20 protein-coding genes are annotated in these 20,867 nt (G+C 70.0%); 16 read left to right on the plus strand and 4 right to left on the minus strand.

The window, feature by feature from the left end:
- A complete protein-coding gene (locus ACFZDK_RS00795; protein ID WP_390968464.1) occupies positions 1-2,112 on the minus strand; it encodes a hypothetical protein in 2,112 nt (703 codons plus the stop codon).
- A 48-nt stretch (positions 2,113-2,160) separates the two neighbouring features.
- Entirely contained in the window at positions 2,161-2,478 is a 318-nt protein-coding gene (locus ACFZDK_RS00800; protein ID WP_390968465.1) for a hypothetical protein, read from the minus strand.
- Between the two features lie 410 nt (positions 2,479-2,888).
- On the opposite strand from ACFZDK_RS00800, the gene ACFZDK_RS00805 reads away from it, so the two are divergent.
- The 11 genes from ACFZDK_RS00805 (at position 2,889) to ACFZDK_RS00855 (ending at position 11,576) form a co-directional block, all read left to right on the plus strand.
- A complete protein-coding gene (locus ACFZDK_RS00805) occupies positions 2,889-3,557 on the plus strand; it encodes a hypothetical protein (RefSeq protein WP_390968467.1) in 669 nt (222 codons plus the stop codon).
- Positions 3,557-4,582 carry a hypothetical protein gene (locus tag ACFZDK_RS00810; protein WP_390968469.1) on the plus strand — a complete coding sequence of 342 codons (1,026 nt, stop codon included), beginning with the start codon at positions 3,557-3,559 and terminating at the stop codon, positions 4,580-4,582. The genes ACFZDK_RS00805 and ACFZDK_RS00810 overlap by 1 nt, the downstream gene beginning before the upstream one ends.
- A 451-nt stretch (positions 4,583-5,033) precedes the next feature.
- Entirely contained in the window at positions 5,034-5,759 is a 726-nt protein-coding gene (locus ACFZDK_RS00815; protein ID WP_390968470.1) for a hypothetical protein, read from the plus strand.
- A gap of 17 nt (positions 5,760-5,776) precedes the next feature.
- Positions 5,777-6,616 (plus strand): hypothetical protein, encoded by an 840-nt coding sequence (locus ACFZDK_RS00820; protein WP_390968472.1) that lies wholly within the window; start codon positions 5,777-5,779, stop codon positions 6,614-6,616.
- A complete protein-coding gene (locus ACFZDK_RS00825; protein WP_390968474.1) occupies positions 6,613-7,920 on the plus strand; it encodes an ATPase, T2SS/T4P/T4SS family in 1,308 nt (435 codons plus the stop codon). The genes ACFZDK_RS00820 and ACFZDK_RS00825 overlap by 4 nt, the downstream gene beginning before the upstream one ends.
- Positions 7,921-7,926: 6 nt before the next feature.
- Positions 7,927-8,925: a type II secretion system F family protein gene (locus ACFZDK_RS00830; protein ID WP_390968475.1), complete on the plus strand. Its 999-nt coding sequence runs from the start codon at positions 7,927-7,929 to the stop codon at positions 8,923-8,925.
- Complete coding sequence (locus tag ACFZDK_RS00835; protein ID WP_390968477.1) at positions 8,922-9,845, plus strand: type II secretion system F family protein; 924 nt, start codon at positions 8,922-8,924, stop codon at positions 9,843-9,845. Before ACFZDK_RS00830 ends, ACFZDK_RS00835 begins: the two co-directional genes overlap by 4 nt.
- A gap of 89 nt (positions 9,846-9,934) precedes the next feature.
- Positions 9,935-10,186: a hypothetical protein gene (locus ACFZDK_RS00840; protein ID WP_390968479.1), complete on the plus strand. Its 252-nt coding sequence runs from the start codon at positions 9,935-9,937 to the stop codon at positions 10,184-10,186.
- Positions 10,187-10,218: 32 nt separating this feature from the next.
- The gene (locus ACFZDK_RS00845; protein ID WP_390968481.1) at positions 10,219-10,689 is read left to right on the plus strand and encodes a TadE/TadG family type IV pilus assembly protein; all 471 of its coding nucleotides are present in this window, start codon (positions 10,219-10,221) and stop codon (positions 10,687-10,689) included.
- A complete protein-coding gene (locus ACFZDK_RS00850) occupies positions 10,690-11,118 on the plus strand; it encodes a TadE/TadG family type IV pilus assembly protein (RefSeq protein WP_390968482.1) in 429 nt (142 codons plus the stop codon).
- Entirely contained in the window at positions 11,115-11,576 is a 462-nt protein-coding gene (locus ACFZDK_RS00855) for a pilus assembly protein TadG-related protein (RefSeq protein ID WP_390968483.1), read from the plus strand. Before ACFZDK_RS00850 ends, ACFZDK_RS00855 begins: the two co-directional genes overlap by 4 nt.
- Positions 11,577-11,579: 3 nt before the next feature.
- Here ACFZDK_RS00855 and ACFZDK_RS00860 read toward each other — a convergent pair whose 3' ends face one another.
- On the minus strand, positions 11,580-13,118 hold the full coding sequence (locus tag ACFZDK_RS00860; RefSeq protein ID WP_390968485.1) for a sigma-70 family RNA polymerase sigma factor: 1,539 nt from the start codon (positions 13,116-13,118) through the stop codon (positions 11,580-11,582).
- 222 nt (positions 13,119-13,340) lie between these two features.
- Here ACFZDK_RS00860 and ACFZDK_RS00865 point away from each other — a divergent pair, with 222 nt between their 5' ends.
- The 5 genes from ACFZDK_RS00865 (at position 13,341) to ACFZDK_RS00885 (ending at position 19,505) form a co-directional block, all read left to right on the plus strand.
- Complete coding sequence (locus ACFZDK_RS00865) at positions 13,341-13,691, plus strand: SsgA family sporulation/cell division regulator (RefSeq protein ID WP_390968487.1); 351 nt, start codon at positions 13,341-13,343, stop codon at positions 13,689-13,691.
- Between the two features lie 228 nt (positions 13,692-13,919).
- Positions 13,920-16,877, plus strand: coding sequence for a hypothetical protein (locus tag ACFZDK_RS00870; RefSeq protein WP_390968489.1), 2,958 nt, complete (start codon positions 13,920-13,922; stop codon positions 16,875-16,877).
- Entirely contained in the window at positions 16,874-17,776 is a 903-nt protein-coding gene (locus tag ACFZDK_RS00875; RefSeq protein WP_390968491.1) for a prepilin peptidase, read from the plus strand. The genes ACFZDK_RS00870 and ACFZDK_RS00875 overlap by 4 nt, the downstream gene beginning before the upstream one ends.
- Positions 17,777-17,848: 72 nt before the next feature.
- The gene (mqnC, locus tag ACFZDK_RS00880; RefSeq protein ID WP_359210281.1) at positions 17,849-19,048 is read left to right on the plus strand and encodes a cyclic dehypoxanthinyl futalosine synthase; all 1,200 of its coding nucleotides are present in this window, start codon (positions 17,849-17,851) and stop codon (positions 19,046-19,048) included.
- A gap of 7 nt (positions 19,049-19,055) precedes the next feature.
- A complete protein-coding gene (locus ACFZDK_RS00885) occupies positions 19,056-19,505 on the plus strand; it encodes a hypothetical protein (RefSeq protein WP_390968494.1) in 450 nt (149 codons plus the stop codon).
- A gap of 86 nt (positions 19,506-19,591) precedes the next feature.
- Here the strand turns inward: ACFZDK_RS00885 and ACFZDK_RS00890 are convergent, their stop codons facing one another.
- Positions 19,592-20,584, minus strand: coding sequence for a chitinase (locus tag ACFZDK_RS00890; RefSeq protein WP_390968496.1), 993 nt, complete (start codon positions 20,582-20,584; stop codon positions 19,592-19,594).
- Between the last annotated feature and the right edge of the window lie 283 nt (positions 20,585-20,867).

Raw genomic sequence — 20,867 nt, forward strand, 5'->3', positions numbered from 1 at the left:
TCAGTCAGGGATATCCTGGAACTGCTGAGCCGTCGCGAACCCATCGCCTTGTACTTTTGTGACCACTGCATAGTCTTGCAGCCATTTTGAATAAGCGTTCAGTTGCCGCGGACTCATCTTGTCCGGGTCCATTACCTGACCCGCAGGGGTCAGAAAGTTGTCGGCCGGGCTCTTGATGTAGTTCTTAGGGTCGCCTGTGTACACCGTGCCCTCCTTGTGGTGCGGCCCGACGGTGACCGGTTTGGTCAGGGTGGGGTCGAACCCGGGCTGCACGCCGCTGGCTGGGTCCCCTGCGACCTGGCCGTTCGCGAGTTTCCGGTAAAGGTCACGCCACGACGTGTCCAGTTCGGCCTCGGACAAGCTCTTGTATTTGTCCGCGAGGCCACCCGGCGCCTCCTCGGGCTTGACGCTCCACTGTTCCGCCAGCCAGTCCGTGAGTAGGCCCTTCGCGGAGTCGCCGAGGCCAGTGAGCTGTTCCTTACCCATGTCGGCGACGGCGGTGGTGCCGCCCGTTGCAGCTGCTTGCACCCCGTCGGCTGCTGTCTCGATCAGCGTCTTGCGGAATTCGTTCACGCTATCCGCCCAGGCATCGGCCTCGTCTTCCATGGACTTCTTCGCGTAGGTGAAGGCTGTGCCGTACGCCTTCATCATCAGGCCGCGCTTCATGCTCAGGTACTGGATCGCGTCGTTGTTCGTACGGTCCGTGTGCACGACCTGGCTGTCGATCTGATTTCGGTACGTGTCGAAGAGCGCACTCATCTCGCCCGCCGCCCGAGGATCCCGAGCCGCCTCGTTCATCAGCGCCTGCCACATCGGCGCCCCCGCCTCCAGGCCGAAGCGGGACGGATCCTGGCTGTTGAGGAATGCCTTCTCGTCCCACTTGGACGCGTCCTCGGCGAAGCCGCCCGTGGTCGCGTCGCCCATCCAGAATTTGTCGGCGACCGGGGAGGTGATCCCGTTCTCCAGGTCCTTCCAGTGTGAAGTGATCAGCTGTGAATAGAAGTAGTCCACCCCCTCGATCGGGTGGAGGTTCTGCTCGTCGCCGTTCATGTGCTTGTAGTTGTCGAACATGAGGTGCGCGGTCAGCTTCTCGGCGAGGGCTTCGTTCGTCTGGCGGAGGTCGATGGTCGCCGAGTGCAGCACCTTGACGAGGGCAGCCGAGCGGGACTTGTCCCAGGAGCCGGCCGGGTTGTAGAGCATGCTCTGGATGGTGTCGTAGTCGTGGCTCATCCATTCGCCGGACGCCTCGGGGTTGGCGGCGATGGCGTTGAACAGCTGGGCGTAGTGGTCGGCTTCCCAGGGGTTCTTGCCGCTGCCGTTCATCCACTCGTTCTCGAAGGTCTTCTGGTCCTTCGAGAAGACCCGGTCGCCGAGTGCGACCAGGAAGTCCTTGTCGTAGGTACCGTCGGCGAGAAGGGGCATCAGCCGGTCGGGGCGGAAGCCGCGCTGCGGATCCATGGCGAACTTGTCGAACCACTTGCTCCAGGAAGCCTGCTTCTCCTGGGCGGTCTGACCTTCGAAGGCCACCTGGGTAAAGGTGCCGAGCGTCCTGGCGACGAGATTCCGGTCGTGGGTCAACGCGTCCGGGTGCTTGTCGTAATAGTCGTCGTAGGGATCGTTGTCCATCTCGTTGGACAGCCACACCAGTTTGTCGGGTCCGAGCGTGCTGTAGAAGGCCTTGACGAAGTCGGCGTCGTCGGCGTTCGCTTCCAGGGCGGCGAAGAGTTCCGCGGAGCTGCTGCCGCTGAAGTCCTTCTTGAACCGCTCCGCCAGTGCCTTGCCGTTGCGCTCGGCGGCCGCCTTCTGGCCGACCATGGCCTCGTCGATCGTCACCATCGCCGTGCCCTTGGGGGCATTCGGGTAGGGCTTCCCACCGTTGCCGTCGCCGGTGACGGCCAGGGCGAGGTGGTAGCGGCGGATCAGCAGGGGCACCTGGTCGTCCAGCCAGCCGCAGATGCCGAGCAATTGGGACAACGGCTGTGTGTCGATGCCGTGCCGCTCGAAGCTCGACTTGATCCAGGACACGCTCTGGCGCATCCGTTCCTTGTCCGACTTGACCGAGTCGATCATGCCGTTCAGCGCCTTGGAGTCGATCCCCGAGAACTCGCCCATGCTTCTCTCCCCGTTGGTGGTGCGTGTGCTGTCACCGCATGACCGGCGTCAGAAGCCCTGCAGATCCATGCGCATCATCTTGGCCTCGCCCGGGGTCACCTTCTCCGGGCACTTGGCGATCTCCGCGTCCACTGCCGGGATGAGCTTCTCCACCAGGAGCTTCATGTGTGACCGACGGCCCTCGAGGTCCTTGGCCCAGTCACTGGCTGCCTTGCCTGCCCAGACCCGCTTGCTGTCCATGTCCTTGGCCGCGGTCTCGAGTTGCTTCTTCAGCATCTCGGTCTCCGCTCCGAGGCTGTTCTTGAGCCTCTTCAGGGAAGCCAGATACGGATTCTCCACTTTCGGCTGGGCGTCTGGCTCTCCCACGGTCGTCCCTCCCGAAGTCGCTGCTGCGCAGGCTGCGTTGCATGATGTCACGCAGGAACCGGGCCGGGCATGCGGCCCGGTGCGGCCGACTCGACCTCGGTGTTCGCCGTCCAGCGCGCGAGAGCCGAACGTGCCCTGGCATGGCCGCAGCTCCTGATGGCTGGCCTGCCCTTTCCCGATGGCTGCTTCAGGGGGCCGCAGTTCACCCTGTATCCACCGTCATCCGAAGGATCGAGGGATCGGCCGGGTGATCGACGCTCCTTGGCGGACACACCCGGTTTCCGCTTGTGAAGATGTCTTCACGGACTTCACGGAGTCGCATCGGTCTCTCGAGGGGCTTGGTCCCGCATCCGTCACTCATGGGATCATCCCTTGGTACGCCGACCACCTACCTCTGAGGACAAGCACTCATGCTGACCACGCGACGCAGGACGGCCGTGGCCGGCCTTCTTGCCGCCCTCGCCGTCTCGGTGACCGGTTGCAGCAGCGACTCCGGCGACAGCTCGGCGAACGACAAGATCAAGGGGGCGGACAGCAGCGAGTCGGCTTCCCCGTCGCCCTCTGCTTCCGTGTCGGCCGACAAGAATGCGCCGAGCTTCGACTACCCGACGGACATCACCGTGGCGGTGGACCGGGAATCGGTAGGGGACGGCACCAAGGACGCGGTTCTGCGGGATGTGGCGTACGCGGCCCAGGCCCGCATCGAGGCCTTTGGCAAGGGGAGTGGGCAGACCGCCAACCTGAACCGTTACTTCGCTGCCAATGCCCGCATCTTTTGGGCGAACCGGGTTGCCGAGTTCAACAAAAAGGAAGGGCTCACGCTGACCGGCCACTACCGGTACTACGGCTTCAAGGTTACGGACGTTGCGAACGGCAAGTCGGCGGCGGCCAGCTACTGCGAGGACCAGAGCAAGGCCTACGACAAGGTGATCAAGACCGGAAAAGTGCAGCGCACGCAGGCGAGCGACAAGAGCTTCGTCCTGTACACGGTCCAGGCCCAGCGGGACTCTGCCGGTGACTGGCAGGTGACGCAGCAGAGTTGGAAGAAGGGGGATGCGGAGTGCGTGCAGGGCCAGTGATGAACGTGGTTCGTCCAGGCGTCCGAACGGCTGCTGCCATCGGTCTCGTCCTGGCGCTGGGGGCGAGTTTCCCGGCCCATGCGGATGACAGCTCAGGAGGTGGCACCGACACGACCGGAACTGGTCCGACGGGCCAGCCTGATTCCGACTCCAGCGCGAGTTCCGGCAAAGGCGTCATCGGCGCCCACATCCAGGTCCGCCAGAGCAAGACCGGCAGCTCCTCCCACTCCACCTCCAAAGCCACCTCCTCGAACGCGAACTGGAAGCCCCCGGTCTGCTGGTACGAGCCGATGTACACGCCCGAGGAGTACGAGGAGTTCATCAAGTCCGCGTACAAGGGCGCGCAGGAACCCGCGGCGAGCTATGCGAAGAAGCGGGAGGAAGAGGACTACCACAAGGGTGACAAGGGCCTGTGGTGGCAGGTGCAGTTCCGTAACGACGCTTACAACGAGGCCTGCCCCGTCACCCCCGACAACTGGGAGATCTGGGTCCCGCAGGCCCAGCCGAAGCAGGACCCGCACCAGCTGACCCCGCAGACGCTCTCCGAACTCGCCTACAACTCGACCAAGCTGCCCACACCGCCGGTGGAGCTGAGCCCCAAGGGTGACCAGCTCGTCGTGAACCTCGGTACGAGAGTCAAGCTCGACGGTGACTTCGACCGCGTCTGGACGACCGCCAGCATCAACTACAAGGGCGTCCAGATGGCCGCGACCACCGTCGCGACCCCCGTGGCTCTGCGGATCGACGCGGGTACCTCGGACGCGGACCCGCAGACCTGTACGTACGACCTGGTCAAGGGCGACAAGGGGTACACGGTCGACAGCAAGGACGCGGGCTGCAACGTGACGTACCTGAGGTCGTCGGGGAGTGGCACCTATCCCTTCAAGGCCGCCATCACCTGGCAGGTCACCTGGACGGACTCCGCCGATCCCGACGGACCGGCGCAACAGCCGGGCCTGCCGGACGGGTTGTCCACGTTCGAGCAGGATGTGACGGTCCATGAGATCCAGTCGGTGAATCGGTAGCAATCGCGAGCGAGCGGGCGGGAGTCGCCGGGCGTGGTCGGCGGACCGTCATGTCGTGGCATGAGTCGGTCACATCGATGTGAGTGATTCGTGCAGGCCTCACGGGCGGTCGGTGAGGGGAGGGGGCGGGGGTGGGGTGTGGCGTGGGCGTTCTGGATTCGCCCGCGCACAGTTCAGGCCCCGCCGATGTCCCCCTACTCCCAACAGGCCCAACCCTCCCCGCCGTTGCAGATCGCAACGACGATTTCGGTGAGGTCAAGGTGTTCGGGCGCGCCTTGAGGGGCTTATGGGTGACTGATACGGTGCGATCGCTTGACACTCGCCCTGCGGCAAAGTATTTGGCCGAGTCCGGGTGATTGGTGTCGAGTGTCCGCTTTCACGGTGGTGAGGGCGTTGACGCTGTTTCAGGGTTCTTGACAGACGAAGTCTGGTTGTAACGGGGAGCGGTTGCGTGAAGATCCAAGAGCGTACGGGGGCGGGCGCCGGTCGTTCCGCCGGTCCGGCTCAGCCTTCGGTCGGTGACCGGCTTCCCACCGCCCCCCGGGAGCGCAAGCCCGCGCTGGCCGCGCTGGCCGTGCTGTTGATCCTGCTCGGCGCGCTGGGGGCGACGACGCTCGTGCTGCAGGCCGGCAACCGTATCGAGGTCATCAAGGTCACCGAGGAGATCCCCGCCGGGTCCTCGGTGACCAACAGCAACGTGACGTCCGTGATGGTCGCGGCCGACGACAGCATCAACTACGTCAGGTGGTCCCAGCTCGGCAGCCTGAAGAGGCTGAAGGCCATCAACACCATCCCGGCCGGGGCCGTCGCCGTCGGCGAGATGTTCGGCAGCGGGAGCGGGCTGGCCGCTGGGAAGTCCACCGTCGGACTGGCCCTCAAGGAAGGCCAGTATCCGAACGGCCTCAAGGTCGGCGACACGGTCGCCGCCTACCGTGTCGTCACCAACAACTCCTCCTCGACCAGCGGCTCCTCCTCCTCTTCCGCGGACGACAACGGCTCGCTGATCGTGGGCCAGGCCAAGGTCACCGCCGTGCCGTCCGCCAAGAGCGGCGAGCTCGTCAGCAGCACCAACTACGCCATCACGCTCGCCGTCGACACCGACAAGGCGGCGGACCTGGCCCAGGCCGCGTCCAACGGCCAGGTAGCCCTGGTCAGCGTCCCCGGCAACGGCAACTAGAAGGCGGCCGACACCCCATGGCGCTCATCGCAATCGCCGCCGACAAGGGTTCGCCCGGCGTCACCACCGCGGCCGTCGCGCTGGCCGCGGTCTGGCCGCGTCGCGTGCTGCTCGCCGAGGCCGACCCGGCCGGCGGTGACTTGGTCTACCGCAGTGCCGCCGCGCACGGCGGACCGCTCAACCCCAACACCGGCATGCTGTCCATCGCCGCCACCGCGAGGCGCGGTCTCGTACCTGATCAACTCTGGGACCACGTGCAGCCGTTGAGCGGCGGGCTGGAAGTGCTGGTCGGGCTCGGTATCGCCGAGCACGCCGCCGGTCTCGCGGGGCTGTGGCCCACCCTCGGGCATGCCTTCGCCTCCCTCGCCGACTCCCCGAACGCCCCCGCCGACGTGATCGCCGACTGCGGACGGATCAGCGGCGACACCCCGGCCGTGGAGATGTTCCCGCACGCCGCACTCGTGCTGCTCGTCTCGCGCGCCGAGCCCGAGGCGCTCGCCCGGGTCAGGGACCGGGCCGGGGCGCTCGCGCAGAAGCTGCATGGCGGTCCGCGCGGCGCCGCCGCCCTCGCCACCCCGCTGATCGGTGTCGTCCTGATCGCCGACCCGGCCGGCTCCGGCAAGCTGGTCAACCAGGTCAACGACATGCTCGTACACGCCCAGACCGGCGCCCGGGTGGTCGGCACCATCGCCGACGACCCGGCCGGCGCCGACCAGTTGGCCGGCCGCAAGCGCGGGCGGCTCGACAAGTCCCTGCTCATCCGCTCGGCCCGCAAGGTCACCGCCGACCTCCACCAGCAGTACGGCGCCGCCTGGTCCGTACCGAACCAGGCGCCCCACGCGGGAGCCGGCCGATGACCGCTGTCGACCACCAGTTGGTCAAGCGGTTCCGGCAGGACGCCGGCGACCGTATCGCCGAGCAGCGCCGCCAGGACCAGGCGTCCGGCGTGACGCCGATGTCCACCGAGGACGAACGGCAGTACGCCCGCGCGGTCATAGCCCAGATCCTGGAGGAGTACGCCCGCGCGGAGATCAACGCCGGGCGGACCCCGCTGGACGCGGAGACCGAGGAGCAGTACGCCGCCGCCGTGCACGCCGCGCTGTTCGGCGTGGGACGGCTGCAGCCGCTGCTCGACAACCCGGAGGTCGAGAACATCGACATCAACGGGTGCGACCAGGTCTTCGTGGGCTACAGCGACGGCCGTGAGGTCAAGGCGGACCCCGTCGCCGAGACCGACGAGGAGCTCATCGAGCTCATCCAGGTGCTCGGCGCGTACTCGGGTCTCTCCTCCCGGCCGTTCGACTCCGCCAACCCGCAGCTCGACCTGCGGCTGCCCGACGGCTCCCGGCTCTCCGCCGTCATGGACGTCACCCGGCGGCCCGCGCTCTCCATCCGTCGCGCCCGCATGGGCAAGGTCTTCATCTCCGACCTGGTCGGCAACGGCACGCTCACGCCCGAGGTCGCGCACTTCATGGCCTGCGCCGTCCGCGCCCGCAAGAACATCATGATCGCGGGGGCGACGAACGCCGGTAAGACGACGCTGCTTCGGGCCCTCGCCAACGAGATCCCGCCGCACGAGCGGCTCATCACCGTGGAGCGGGCCCTGGAGCTCGGACTCGACACCTTCCACGACCTGCATCCCAACGTGGTGGCGTTCGAGGAACGGCTGCCCAACTCCGAGGGCCAGGGCACCATCAGCATGGCGGAGCTGGTCCGGCGGTCCCTGCGTATGAACCCCTCCCGGGTCATCGTCGGTGAGGTCCTCGGCGACGAGATCGTCACCATGCTGAACGCGATGTCGCAGGGCAACGACGGGTCGCTGTCCACCATCCACGCCAACAGCTCCAGCGAAGTCTTCAACCGCATCTCGACGTACGCGCTCCAGGCCTCCGAGCGGCTGCCCATCGAGGCCAGCCAGATGCTGATCGCGGGCGCGGTGAACTTCGTCGTCTTCATCCAGCGGCGCAACAACTACCAGACCGGCGGCCGGCTCCAGCGCATGGTCACCTCGGTCCGCGAGGTCAACGGCGTCGACGGCCGGGTGCTGTCCAGCGAGGTCTTCGCGGAGGCACACGACGGCCGGGTCGTACCGCATGCGCCCATAGCCTGCCTGGAGGACCTGATGGCCTACGGCTACCAGCCGCACGGGGCGTGGGGGTGACGTGACATGAACCTGGGTTCCCTGGGCTCCATGGGCGGGCTCTTCTCCACGCCGGTCCTCGTCGCCCTCGGCTGCGGTGTCGCCTTCGGCGGCGGACTCGCGCTGCTGATCCTGGCGATCCGCGGCCTGCCCGCCAAGCCCGACCACGAGAAGCAGAAGGCCAACGAACGGGCCGCCGAGCTGATCAGGTTCGCCGGTCAGCGCGGCTCCCTGGCTGCCATCGTCGGCCTGGTCGTGCTGCTGCTGACCCGCTGGGCGGTGGCCGGCATCGCCGCCGGTGTCCTCGTCTTCTTCTGGGACAAGCTGTTCGGCGGCGCCGCCGAGGAGCGGGCCGCGATGAAGCGCGTGGAGGCGCTGGCCTCCTGGACGGAGTCGCTGCGCGACACGATCGCCGGTGCGGTCGGCCTGGAGCAGGCCATCCCCGCCTCGGCGCGGGCCGCTGCCCCGATCCTGCGGCCGCACCTCGACGCCCTCGTCGACCGGCTGCGCGCCCGCACCCCGCTGCCGGACGCGCTCCAGCACCTCGCCGACGAGATCAACGACGCGTCCGCCGACATCATCGTGGCCGCCCTCATCCTCAACGCCCGGCTGCGCGGCCCCGGTCTGCGCCAGGTGCTCGGCGCGCTCGCCAGGTCGTCCCGCGAGGAGGTCGACATGCGCCAGCGCGTGATGGCCCAGCGGGCGTCCACCCGGCGGTCGGTGCAGATCGTCGTCGCCGTGTCGGTCGCGTTCGTGCTCGGCCTCGCCGTCTTCAACCGCGACTTCGTGTCGCCGTACGGCACCGCCGTCGGCCAGCTCGTACTCGCCCTGGTCTGCGGGCTGTTCGCGCTCGGCTTCTGGTGGCTGCGCAAGCTGTCCACCATCGAGACCCCGGAACGGTTCCTGGTCCGCGACCAGTCCTCCGTGCAGTTCGTACGACCGCCCCGCACCGCACCCGGCGCACCGGGCGCTCCCGGCGCACCGGGCCAGCAACAGCTCCCCACCGAGGAAGGGGCCCGCCGATGAACCTCACGATGCCGATCGTCGTCGGCGTGATCCTGGGACTGGGCGTCTACGCCCTGATCCGCGCCCTGATGCCGTCCAAGCGCAGCGCGGTCGCGCAGGTCGCCCGGATCGACGCGATGCGGGCGCGCGGCGCGGCCTACGAGTCCGCGCGGCCGGCCCAGGACACCGGCCGGCTCGGCTCGCTGCGGGCCGAAGTCGGCGACCGGGTCGCCGAGTTCTACCGGCAGCAGGGCTGGGAACAGCGCTCGCTCCGTGCCGACCTCGCGGTGCTCGACCGCAGCTGGGAGAAGTTCCTGGCGACCAAGGTGCTGCTCGCGGCGGCCGGCCTGATCTTCGGCCCGTTCCTGTTCGCCGTCGTCTACACCATGGGCTTCGGGCACAGCCCGGTCATCCCGGTCTGGCTCTCCCTGGCCTGCGCGGCCCTGTTCTTCTTCCTGCCCGACCTGGAGGTACGACGGGACGCGGCCGAGAAGCGCCGGGACCTCAGGCGTGTCATCGGGGCGTACCTCGACCTGGTGTCGATGAGCCTCGCCGGCGGCCGTGGTCTGCCCGAGGCCCTGATGGCGGCCGCCGAGGTCTCCGACGGCTGGGCCAACCAGCGGATCCGCAACGCCCTCTCCGACGCCCGGATCACCGGCGTCAGCCAGTGGCAGGCGCTGGGCGCGCTCGGCGAGGAACTCGGCGTGGAGGAGCTCAAGGACCTCTCCGCCTCCCTCGCCCTGGTCGCGGACGACGGCGCCAAGGTCCGCGAGTCCCTCGCCTCCCGCGCCGAGACCATGCGCCACCGCGAACTCGCCGAGATCGAGGGCAGCGCGGGCGAGAAGTCCCAGTCGATGCTCGTCGCCCAGCTGCTGCTGTGCGCCGGCTTCCTGGTCTTCCTGATCTTCCCGGCGGCGATGCGGGTGTTCCAGGTGAGCTGATGTTCTGTGCCTCGGGACGAGGCGAGATGAGCTGAGACGAGCTGATTCGAGAACCTTCGCCAACTGCTGTATCGAGAGGACAAGTCATCATGAACCGACGGAACGTCAGCACCGGGATCCCGGCAATGGACTTCCTGGTCACCTTCCTGCAGGCCCGCGTGGAGCGCGCCCGCTCCGGTGAACTCGACCGCGGCGCCTCCGCCGTCGAGTGGGTCATCATCTCGGCGGTCGTGGTCGCGATCGTCGGCGTGGTGGCCGCCATCATCAACGCCGCGCTGAGCGACGGCGCCAACAAGGTCGGCAACTGCATCAAGGGCGCCAACGCCAGCGGAACCTGCTGATCGACGACGTACGTACGACGGGGGTGACGGGGATGCTGGTGGGCGTGAGCAGAGGCCTGCGCGGCTGGGTACGCCGCCGGGCGGCCGCCGCGCGCGGCGACTCGGGCGGCTCGGGAGACTCGGGCATGACCGCCATCGAGTTCGTGCTGCTCACCCCCGTCCTCTTCTTCATGATCTTCGCGACGGTGCAGTTCGCGTTGTACTTCTTCGCCGACCACGTGGCCCAGGCGGCGGCCCAGGCCGGCGCCCGCAAGGCCCGTGCCACCGCCGACGCGGAGCCCGGTGCCTGGCGCGGCGAGGCCCAGGACGTGGTCGACTCCTACATCAGCCAGCTCGGGCCGCAGCTGGTCCTGTCGCCCGACGTGAAGATGATCCAGCCGGAACAGAACACGGTCGGCGTCGAGATCTCGGCCCGCATCCCGACGGTGTTCCCGGGCCTGGACCTGACGGTGCACGCGCAGTCGTCCGGGCCGGTGGAGCGATTCGTGGAGGACACGAACTAGATGTCCTCCCCGCAGAACTCCTCTCAGGCAAGAACTCCGGACGACCGGGGGCTGTCGACCATCGAGGTCGTCATCCTCGCCCCGGTCATGATCCTGTTCATCCTCGTCCTGGTCGCCTTCGGCCAACTCGTCGACGGGCGGGGCGCGATCGACGGTGCCGCGCGGGACGCGGCCCGCGCCGGGTCCATCCAGAAGGACCACGCCACGGCCATGTCGGAAGCGCAGAAGGCCGCCGACGCGGACCTGTCGGACGTCTGCTCCGGCCCGGTCTCCGTCGTACAGACCAGCCAGGGCTTCGAGCCCGACACCCTCTTCACGGTCGAGGTGAGCTGCGAGGTACGGGGGCTGGCCATGCTGGGCCTGGACATCCCGACGACGCTCACCGCGAGCTTCTCCTCACCGCTCGACCCGTTCCGGAGGGCCGCATGAGCCTTGCCGTGCTGCGCACTTGGTGGGCCGCGCGCCGGCTCCGTCTCGACGACCGGGGCTCGGGCGCCGGCGCGGTCATCATCTTCGCGCTGGTCTTCCTCTCCCTCTCCGCCTTCGTCATCGACGGCGGCCTGTCCATCTCCAAGCGCGAACGGGCCGCCGACATCGCGGAACAGGCGGCCCGTTACGCGGCGCAGGACATCGACAGGGACAAGCTGTACGAGGGTCAGGGCGGCGCGCCCATCAACTACGAGGACTGCGACGCCCGGGTGAAGACCTTCGCCCGCGAGATGGACATGTCCACCGCCGACATCGCCGGCACCCACTGCATCGCCGCCGACCCCCAACGGGTGCAGGTCGAGGTCCAGTTGACGTACCAGCCGGTCCTCACGGGCATGTTCTACGGCGGCGCGATCGTGGTGCACGGGCAGGCGACCGCCGAGAACGAGGTCGGCTGAGGGTCACCGGTCCTTCTTCGATGCGTGGTCCCGCTGTGCCGGGACCCGTGCGTCGGCCTCGGCTCCTCCGCCCCCTTTGCCCTTGCCGCCGTTGCCGTTGCCGTTGCCGTTGTCGTTGTCGTCGGTGTCGCTCGGCGGGGGCGGGCAGTCGTCGTCCGGCGGGGTGACCGGGTCGGTCGGTGCGGCGGGCGGGGTGTCCACGGGGGCCGGATCGGTCGGTTCGGCGGGCGGAGTGGGGTCCTCCGACTCGGCCGGGGGCGACGGAGGACTCGGTTCGGTGGGCTCCGCCGGGGGAGTGGGATCCGCGGGCTGCGACGGCGAGGGCGACGGCCCGGTCGTCTCGGGCGGCGCCGCGGTGTCACCGCCCCCGTCGTCTCCCGAGGTACTCCCGCCCGGGACCGGCGTGGCCCCGGTGGTGTCCGACGGCCCGGACCCGGCCGTACGCACCGGACCGGACTCGTCCCCGGCCCCGGCCGTCCCCGTGCCGTCGCCCGCCTCCGCGACCGCCTCCACCGGTTCCGTCGCGGGGGCGTCCGTAGGCACCGCCGGCGTCCCGGCCACCGGCACCTGGGCCACCGGCGCGTCCGCGACCGGTGTCCGCCGGGCGGGGAGCGAGGAGGAGTGGCCCGGGCCGAGGATGAGCACCAGCGCCGCCGCACCGGCCACCATCGCGCCCGCCGCGACCACCACGGGCGCCTTCGTACCGCCGACGGTGGTGGCCTGCCGTACACCGTGCAGCAGCCCGCTCCCGCCTGTGTGTGCGCCCGCCGAGGCCCCGGCGGCCGTCAGGGTGAGCAGGAACTTCCCCGCCGTCCCCCCGACCGCGAACACCAGCAGGGCGGGACCGACCAGCGCGGGCAGCCGGTCGTTGGCGCTCATCAGGGCGGCGAGCCGGGTCCGGCAGTCCTCGCAGGTGTCGACATGGCCGAGCAGCCGGTCGGACTGACGCTCCGTCGCGGCGCCGCGCACATACGCGGGCATCCGGCTCCAGTGGACCTGGCAGGCGGGATCGTCCGGGGCGCCGGTCTGGGTGCGCAGGAAGGCCTGCCGCATGCCCTCGCGGGCGCGGTGCAGGAGTACGGCGGTGGCGCCCTCCTTCGTGCCCAGCTGCGGCCCGATCTGCGCGAGCGGCTGGCCCTCCGCCTCGGCCAGCCACAGCGCCTTGACCCAGCGTTCGGGGAGTTGGGCCAGCACGCGCACGAGGAGGTCGACCGAGGAGACCTGCTCGGCGGGGTCGTCCCCGTGGCGGCCGGCCTCGGCGGGTTCGTCCTCGTGCGGATCCCGGGGCATCTCGCGGGCGGCCCCGCTCGCCGCGTACGCGAGATGCCGGACCGTCGTCGTCAGGTACGCCGACACGTTGTCGATCTCGTGCCCCTCGGCCAGCCGCCGCCACACCCTGAAGTGCGCCTCGGCGACCAGGTCTTCTGCGAGCCAGGCGTTCCTGGTGAGGGAGCGGGCGTACGCGACGAGACGCGGCTGCTGTTCCTCGTAGATCCGGGCGTAGGCGGTGGTGCTGATCACTGCAGAGGAACCGTCGTGCATGGCGGAACGCTCCAGTTGCCGGGCGTGGGGCGGGGAAAGGGTTTGTCAGGGTAGATGGCAAAACTTTCAAGCACAGTTTCAAGCGCATCAAGAAGTGACACAAGTCACTCAACTTGCGTGTGTTTCCCGCGTAATCAACCGGCCGCCGAGCGCTCTCACTTGTACGACCACTTTGACGACCCCCTGTACGACGGCCCGTCACCGCACCCCCGGAGAAGACCCGTGCCCATCACGCTCGAGCAGCCCACCGGCGCCCGCCTGCTCACCGCCGACGAACAGGAGGTGGCGGTCCCCGCGACCCTCCGCTACACCTCGGCCGACCCGCAGGCCGTGCACTTCGTCTTCCCGCCGTGGATCTCCCTGGACGGCGAGGAGGTCACCTGGACCTTCGCGCGGGCCCTGCTGGAGGAGGGCCTGGAGACCCCCGCCGCCCTCGGCAATGTGCACGTGCGTCCGTACGGCCCCTCGCGCACGGTCGTCGAACTCCGCGCGGAGGAAGGGGTGGCGGCGATCAGCTTCCCCACGTCGGTCCTCGCCCGCTTCCTGCTGTCGTCGCTGCGGGTCGGCGGCTGACCGGCGTGCGGGGGAGTGTGCGGGGTGTGTGGAGGGGTGGTGTGCGCATCCGGCGAGACAACTCATCTCAATCGGGAGCCTGTTGATCAAAGAGGGCAATCCGGGCGGTCGTTGGCCGCTCTCCCCTTCGACGCTGTCAGTCCCAGTCAATAGGATCGTCGGTGGGGGCTCGGTAGGCTCGCTGCGCCCCCGGCCCACCTCCTCCCCACACGACCCAGGACACCCGCCATGGCGCGACGCAGCACATCAAGCTCGACGGGAAGACCGACGGGGAACCCGTCGGGTCCGCGGAACCGGACCCCGCAGCCGGTGCGGCTGCGTCGGCGTACGTTCGGGGACTTCGTCAAGGCGTTCCTCGCCTTCGTGGCGCTGCTGCTGCTCGTCGTCGGCGTCCCCGGCGCCCTCGCGGTCACCGTCGGCTGGCCCCTGCCGACCAGCGCGCCCAGCATGGACTGGCTGTCGCAGCCGATCGGCGTCGACACGTTCCTCAACACGCTGACGGTCATCGTCTGGCTGGCCTGGGCCCAGTTCACGGCCTGTGTGCTGGTCGAGGTCAAGGCGGCCCTCTCCGGCGTCGGCCTGCCCGGCCGCGTCCCCGGCGCCGGCCCCAGCCAGCTGCTCGCCCGGCAACTCGTCGCCGCGCTGCTGCTGGTCGGCGCCACCGCCGCCAGCTTCACCCCCGGCCTCTCGCAGCTCGGCCACAGCCTGGAGGGCAACCAGAAGGGCACGGTGGCCACCGCCCAGGCCACCCCCGGCATCCTCGCCCAGCAGCAGGAGCAGGCGAAGAGCACCGCCGCCGCCCTCGCCGAACAGGCCGGGCATGTCGCGGCCCAGGCCGAGCACGGCTCCACCGCCGCCCACGGCGCGACGAAGTACTACCGGATCCAGCCGCCCGAGGGCCGCCACCACGACTCCCTGTGGGAGATAGCGCAGCGCCATCTCGGTGACGGCCGCCGGTACAAGGAGATCTACGAGCTCAACAAGGACCGCGTCCAGCCCGACGGCTCCCGGCTCTCCGAGGCCAGCCTCATCCGCCCCGGCTGGATCATGGAGATGCCCGGCGACGCCCACGGCGGCGAACTCGTCGAGAACCCCGACGCGCATGTCTCGCCGCACGTCCAGCAGCAGATCAGCGACTACGCCCGGACCGGCGACCACGCCCAGCAACAGGGCGGGCAGCACGCGGGCGGCGACGGCGCCACCGCCCAGATCACCGTGCCCGCCCAGCGCCCCGCGGGTCACGGCGGCGGCACGGCCGCGCACGCCCACGAAGCCGCCCACCAGACCTCCGGCGACTCCTCCTTCGGGCTGCCCGAGGCCCTCCTCGGCGCCCCCCTGCTCGCCGCCGGCCTGCTCGCCGCCCTCGGCCGCCGGCGCCGACAGGCCCTGTGGCAGTCGGCGCTCGGCGCCGTCGGCGGCCGGCGCGGCATGGAGCCGCCGACCCCGACCGGCGACGCCCAGGACGTCCAGGACGCCCTGCTGGTGGGCGCCGACCCGGAGGGCGTACGGCTGCTCGACCGGTCGCTGCGCGGACTGGCCGCCGCCCTCGCCGCCGAGTCCCGGCACCTGCCCGTCGTCTACGCGGCCTGGCTCAGCCACGGCGATCTGCACCTCCAGCTCGCCCAGCCGTCCGGGAACCCGCCGGCGCCCTGGCAGCCCGGCCAGGACCCCACGTTCTGGACGCTGTCCCGCGCGGACGCCGCCCGCTACGAGGACACCGACACCGCCGCGCCGTACCCCGGCCTGGTCAGCCTCGGCACCATGGACGACTCGCGGCTGCTGCTCAACCTGGAGGCCGTGCCCGGCATCGTCTCGCTGAGCGGCCGCGAGGCCGACCGGGCCGCCCTGTTCGCCTCGGTCGCCGCCGAACTCGCCACCAACGGCTGGTCGGACCGGATGACCATCACCCTCGTCGGCTTCGGCGCCGACCTCACCCCGCTCGCCCCGAACCGGCTGCGCCATCTCGACGACGTGGACGCGCTGTTCGAGACGATGGAGGCGGAGACCCGACAGCGGCGCGGCGCGCTGGGCGCCGCCGGGCACGACTCGGTCCTCGTCGGCCGCACCGGCCCGGCCCAGCACACCCGTTGGGCCCCGCACCTGGTGCTGCTCGCCGGCCGGCCGTCCGCCGAGGACGCGGTGCGGCTCGCCGAACTCGCGGCCGACGCCAGCCGGCTGGGCATCGGCTACCTGGTCGGCACCGACACCGGCGACCTGCCCGGCGCCGCCTGGGCGATGGAGGTCACCCCGGAGGGCAAGCTCCTCGCCCCGCTCCTCGGCCTCGAACTCGACGCCCAGCTGCTGCCGGCCGTGCAGCAGCGCGCGGTCGTCGAGCTGTTCGTCGAGGCCGACCCCGAGGGCGACCCGGACGGGCCGACCAACGCGCCGCCGTTCCTCGTCGACATCAGCGAGCAGGGCCGGCCGGCGGTGTACGCGCGGCTCGTCGGGCCGTACGAGATCATCGGCCTCGACACCCCCGACGGCGAGCGCAGCGCCCTGCTCCACGAGGCCCTCGCCCTGCTTCTCCTGCACCGCGAGGGCGTGCACCCGCGCGTGCTGTCGTCCGCGCTGTGGCCGCGCGGGGTGACGGAGGACGTCCGTGACGCCCTCCTGGAGCGGCTGCGCGGCTGGCTGGGCACCGACCCCGACGGCAGCCCGCGGCTGCGGACCGACGCGACCGGCCGGCTCGTGCTCGCCAAGACCGTCGTCTCCGACCTCGACGTCCTGCGCTCCCTCTACCACGAGGCCACCCAGGGCAAGGGCGTCGACAGCCGTGCGGTCCGCGGCCGCCTCCTCACCGACGCGCTCGTCCTGGTCCGCGGCCCGCTGCTCGCCGACCGCGCGGAGGGCCGCTACCGCTGGCTCACCCACGAGATCATCGACGCCCAGCTGCCGCTCCTCGTCGCCGACATCGGCCTCGCCCTCTCCGCGTTCCACCTGGAGAAAGACCGCGCGGAGAAGGCGATCGAGGCGCTCGGCGCGGCACTGAAGACCGCCGCGGCCGACGAGCGCCTCTGGAACGAGTTGCTGCGCGCCACGCACGCCACCGGCGACCCCGACCGGGTCCGCGCCCTCGCCGCCGACCTCATCGCCCGCAGCGGCGCGCGGGGCCTGCCCCCGCGCACCGAGGCCCTCCTCGACGAACTCCTCCCGACCTGGCGCGACAGCGCCTCCGCGACGGGATGACCGCCCTGGACACCCTGGATCTCGCCCTGCCCGTCACCGCCGCTCTCTGGGGCGCGGCGACGGGCACCGTCCTGCCCCGCGCCGCATACCGCTTCTCCACACCGGCGGGGGAGGACTGGCGCACCCACTGCCCCGCCGGCCACCCCCTCCGAGGCTGGCTGGGCCGCACCCACTGCGCCGCCTGCCCGACCACCACCCCGGCCGAGACCCCCGCGCCCGCGGCCGACGGCGAACCCGCAGCCGCCGCCGACGAACCCGCGGCCGCCGACGGCGAGGACGCCCCACAGGGGTCACCCGCACCCGACGACGAAAGCCGCACGGTTGGTGCGGGCGGGAAAACCAAAACCGCGACCCCCCACCAGCCCGCAGCCGCCACGCTCGCCCTGGCCACCACCCTCGTCTGCACCGCCCTCGCACTCGCCACCGGCCCCCGCCCCGAACTCGCCGTCTGGCTCCTCCTGGCCCCCGTCGGCGTACTGCTCGCGGTCGTCGACTTCCGCGTCCAGCGCCTCCCCGATCCCCTCACCCTCCCCCTCGCGGCCACCGCCCTCGCCCTCCTCGCCGTGGCCGCCCTGCTCCCCGAGCACGCCGGCCACTGGCGCACCTCCCTCTACGCGGCCCTCGCCCTCGGCGCCGCCTACTTCGTGCTCTTCCTCATCAACCCCGGCGGCATGGGCTTCGGCGACGTGAAGCTCGCCCTCGGCACCGGCGCCGCCCTCGGCTGGTACGGCTGGCCCACCGTGCTGCTCGGCACCTTCGCCGGGTTCCTGTTCGGCGCCCTGTACGGCGGCGCGCTCGTCGTCGTACGGCGGGCCGGGCGCAAGACGGCGATCGCGTTCGGGCCGTTCCTGATCGCGGGCGCGTTCGCGGGCCTCCTGGTCGGCGCGTACACAGCCTGAGGTCAGGCGGCGACAGGCGCTGGCGTAGGCTGGTTCGGTCCGTCCACAACCCCTGCCGAAAGGGATGCCCCGGTGACCGAGAAGGCCGACCTCCAGTCCGTTCTCGACCGTGCCGCTGCCGGTGGGCGGATCACCCCGGAAGAGGCGCTCGACCTCTACCGCGACGCACCCCTGCACGCGCTGGGCGCCGCCGCCGACGCGGTACGCCGCCGCAGGTACGCCGGTACCGAGCACATCGCGACGTACATCATCGAGCGGAACATCAACTACACGAACGTGTGCGTCACGGCGTGCAAGTTCTGCGCGTTCTACGCGGCCCCCAAGGACAAGGACAAGGGCTGGACCCGCGACCTCGACGACATCCTGCGCCGCTGCGCTGAGACGGTCGAACTGGGCGGCACCCAGATCATGTTCCAGGGCGGCCACCACCCCGACTTCGGCGTCGAGTACTACGAGAAGCACTTCAAGGCGATCAAGGACGCGTTCCCGCAGCTGGTCATCCACTCCCTCGGCGCGTCCGAGGTCGAGCACATGGCCCGGATCTCCGGGGTCTCCGTCGAGGAGGCCATCACCCGGATCCACGAGGCCGGCCTGGACTCCTTCGCGGGCGCCGGCGCGGAACTCCTCCCCGCACGCCCCCGCAAGGCCATCGCGCCCCTCAAGGAGAGCGGCGAGCGCTGGCTGGAGATCATGGAGACGGCCCACAAGCTGGGCGTCGAGTCCACCTCGACCATGCTCATGGGCACCGGCGAGACCAACGCCGAGCGCATCGAGCACCTGCGGATGATCCGGGACGTCCAGGACCGCACCGGCGGCTTCCGGGCCTTCATCCCGTACACCTACCAGCCCGAGAACAACCACCTGAAGGGCCGCACGCAGGCCACGCTCTTCGAGTACCTGCGGATGATCGCGATCGCGCGGATCTTCATGGACAACATCGCCCACATCCAGGGCTCCTGGCTGACGACGGGCAAGGAGGTCGGCCAGCTCTCGCTCCACTACGGCGCGGACGACCTCGGCTCGATCATGCTGGAGGAGAACGTCGTCTCCTCGGCCGGCGCCAAGCACCGCTCCAACCGCCTGGAGATCATCGACCTGATCCGCAAGGCGGACCGGGTCCCGGCGCAGCGCGCCACGACCTACGAGCACCTCGTCGTCCACGACGACCCGGCGAACGACCCGGTCGACGAGCGCGTGATGTCCCACATCTCCTCGACGGCGATCGAGGGCGGCACGGCCCACCCGGAGTTGAAGCTCCTCGCCTCCAACTGACCCGACCGTGGAGACGATTCACACGGCGGACCGGGTCCTCGTCACCTGGGCCGCCGAGCCGATCGAGAACGGTGCCGTGGTGGTCGTACGGGACCGGATCGGCGCCGTCGGGACGTACGACGACCTCCGCGCCCGCTTCCCCCAGGCGCGCGTCCGCACCTGGCCGGGCACCCTGGGCTCCGCCCACTTCCACGACGGCCCCCTCCCGCTCGCCCCCAGCCCGCGCGAACGCGTCCACGCCGTACTGAAACTGGGGGCGACGGCGATCCTGGACCAGCACGCCGGCTCGCCCGAGCTACGGGCGGCGGCGGAACGCAACGATGTCGTGGTCCTGCCGGGCGCGCCCCGCCGCCCGGCGATCACCGAGTCCGGCCGCGCCGACCTGGCCGTCTTCGACGATACGGGGCAGTGCATCGCGACGATCTGCGCCGGCCGCCTCGTCCACAGACGTAAGTAGCGAGCGCCCCGTCAGGGGCGAGGGCTGTGACATTTGCGGCTCCGCCGCGTGGGCGCGCTCAACCCCCACCGGCCCGCAGACAGGACTCAGCCCGCGAACGCCTCCCCAAACGCCCCCGAACTCTGACTCACCCCACTGCAGTTGGTCGAGGCGTCGTCATCCTCCGAACCGCTCTCACACTGCACATCCCGGAACGTCGACCACATAGACACCCACGCGACCCCCTTCTCCTCCGCGAACGCCCGTACATCGGCCGCGTCCGACAGCGAGAACGTCTCCCCGTCCACGTCGTTCACCCCGATCATCGAGGTCAGCGCCATCCCGCCCCACGCCCCCGCGTCGGACAGCCCGAACACCTTCTTCAGCTGCTTCTGCGTGGCCTTGGCCGCGGTGACCGCGTAGTCGCCCATGTCCCCGTCGTACGACTCGCCGTAGTTCATGGTCATGATGTTGACCGTCGAGACCTGCACGTCGTACTTGTTCGCGGACTCCAGCAGCGCCAGGCTGTCGGAGTCGAGCCCGGACGGCATCACGGGCAGGGTGAAGGAGACCTCCAGGTCCGGCCGTTCCTTCTGGAGCTGCGCGATCGCCTCCGACCGCAGGGCGACCGAGTCGGAGTCGGTCAGGGTGTCGCCCTCGATGTCGAAGTCGGCCTGGGTGGAGCCCGCGGCGTCCAGCGCGGCCCCGTACGCGGCCGCCAGCTTCGACGCGCCGGAACAGGTCGTCGCCAGCTCCTTCCCGGAGGCCCCGCCGAAGGACACCCGGACCGTCGCGCCGTCCTGCTTCAGCGCGGAGATCCGCGACTTCACGGCCGGACTGCCGATCGCCGTCGTCCCGTTCCACTTCGGCGTGCAGCTGCTGCCGCTGGAGATCACGAAGGCCAGGTTGTACGCCGACGGCGATCCCGCGTCGTCCGTGCCGGCCGCCTCCGTCGCGCTGACGTAGGGCGCGTAGGCGGAGGCCCGCTTCGGCGGCGCGGGCGCCGCGTCCGACGTGCCGTCGGAGTCCGAGGAGCACCCTGTCACTGCCATGGCAAACAGGCAGGTAAGCCCAGCAGCCGGCCTCAGGAAACCCCGCATTAAGATGCACCCGCTCTCGTGATTTGTGTCTCAGGCTCGAAACAAAGCCTGATTCCAAAGGAAAACGTCTCACACGTACGTGGTGTTCAAATATTCGGCGGATACATGGAAAACTCATGGAACGAAGCCATCGAAACAGATGAATCGGTCATCGCAAAAGGGGTGTTGCGGTAGTTTCCCCACCTCTATCGCTCCCGCAGGTGTTCACAGAATCTCTCAGCGAAAAGACAGGTTAAGGGGTTTCTCATGGTCGCCTCACAAGAACTCCGAAGGCGGTCACATA

Origin of the sequence: Streptomyces sp. NPDC007901, from assembly GCF_042959465.1 — a bacterium.
Classification (GTDB): Bacteria; Actinomycetota; Actinomycetes; order Streptomycetales; family Streptomycetaceae; genus Streptomyces.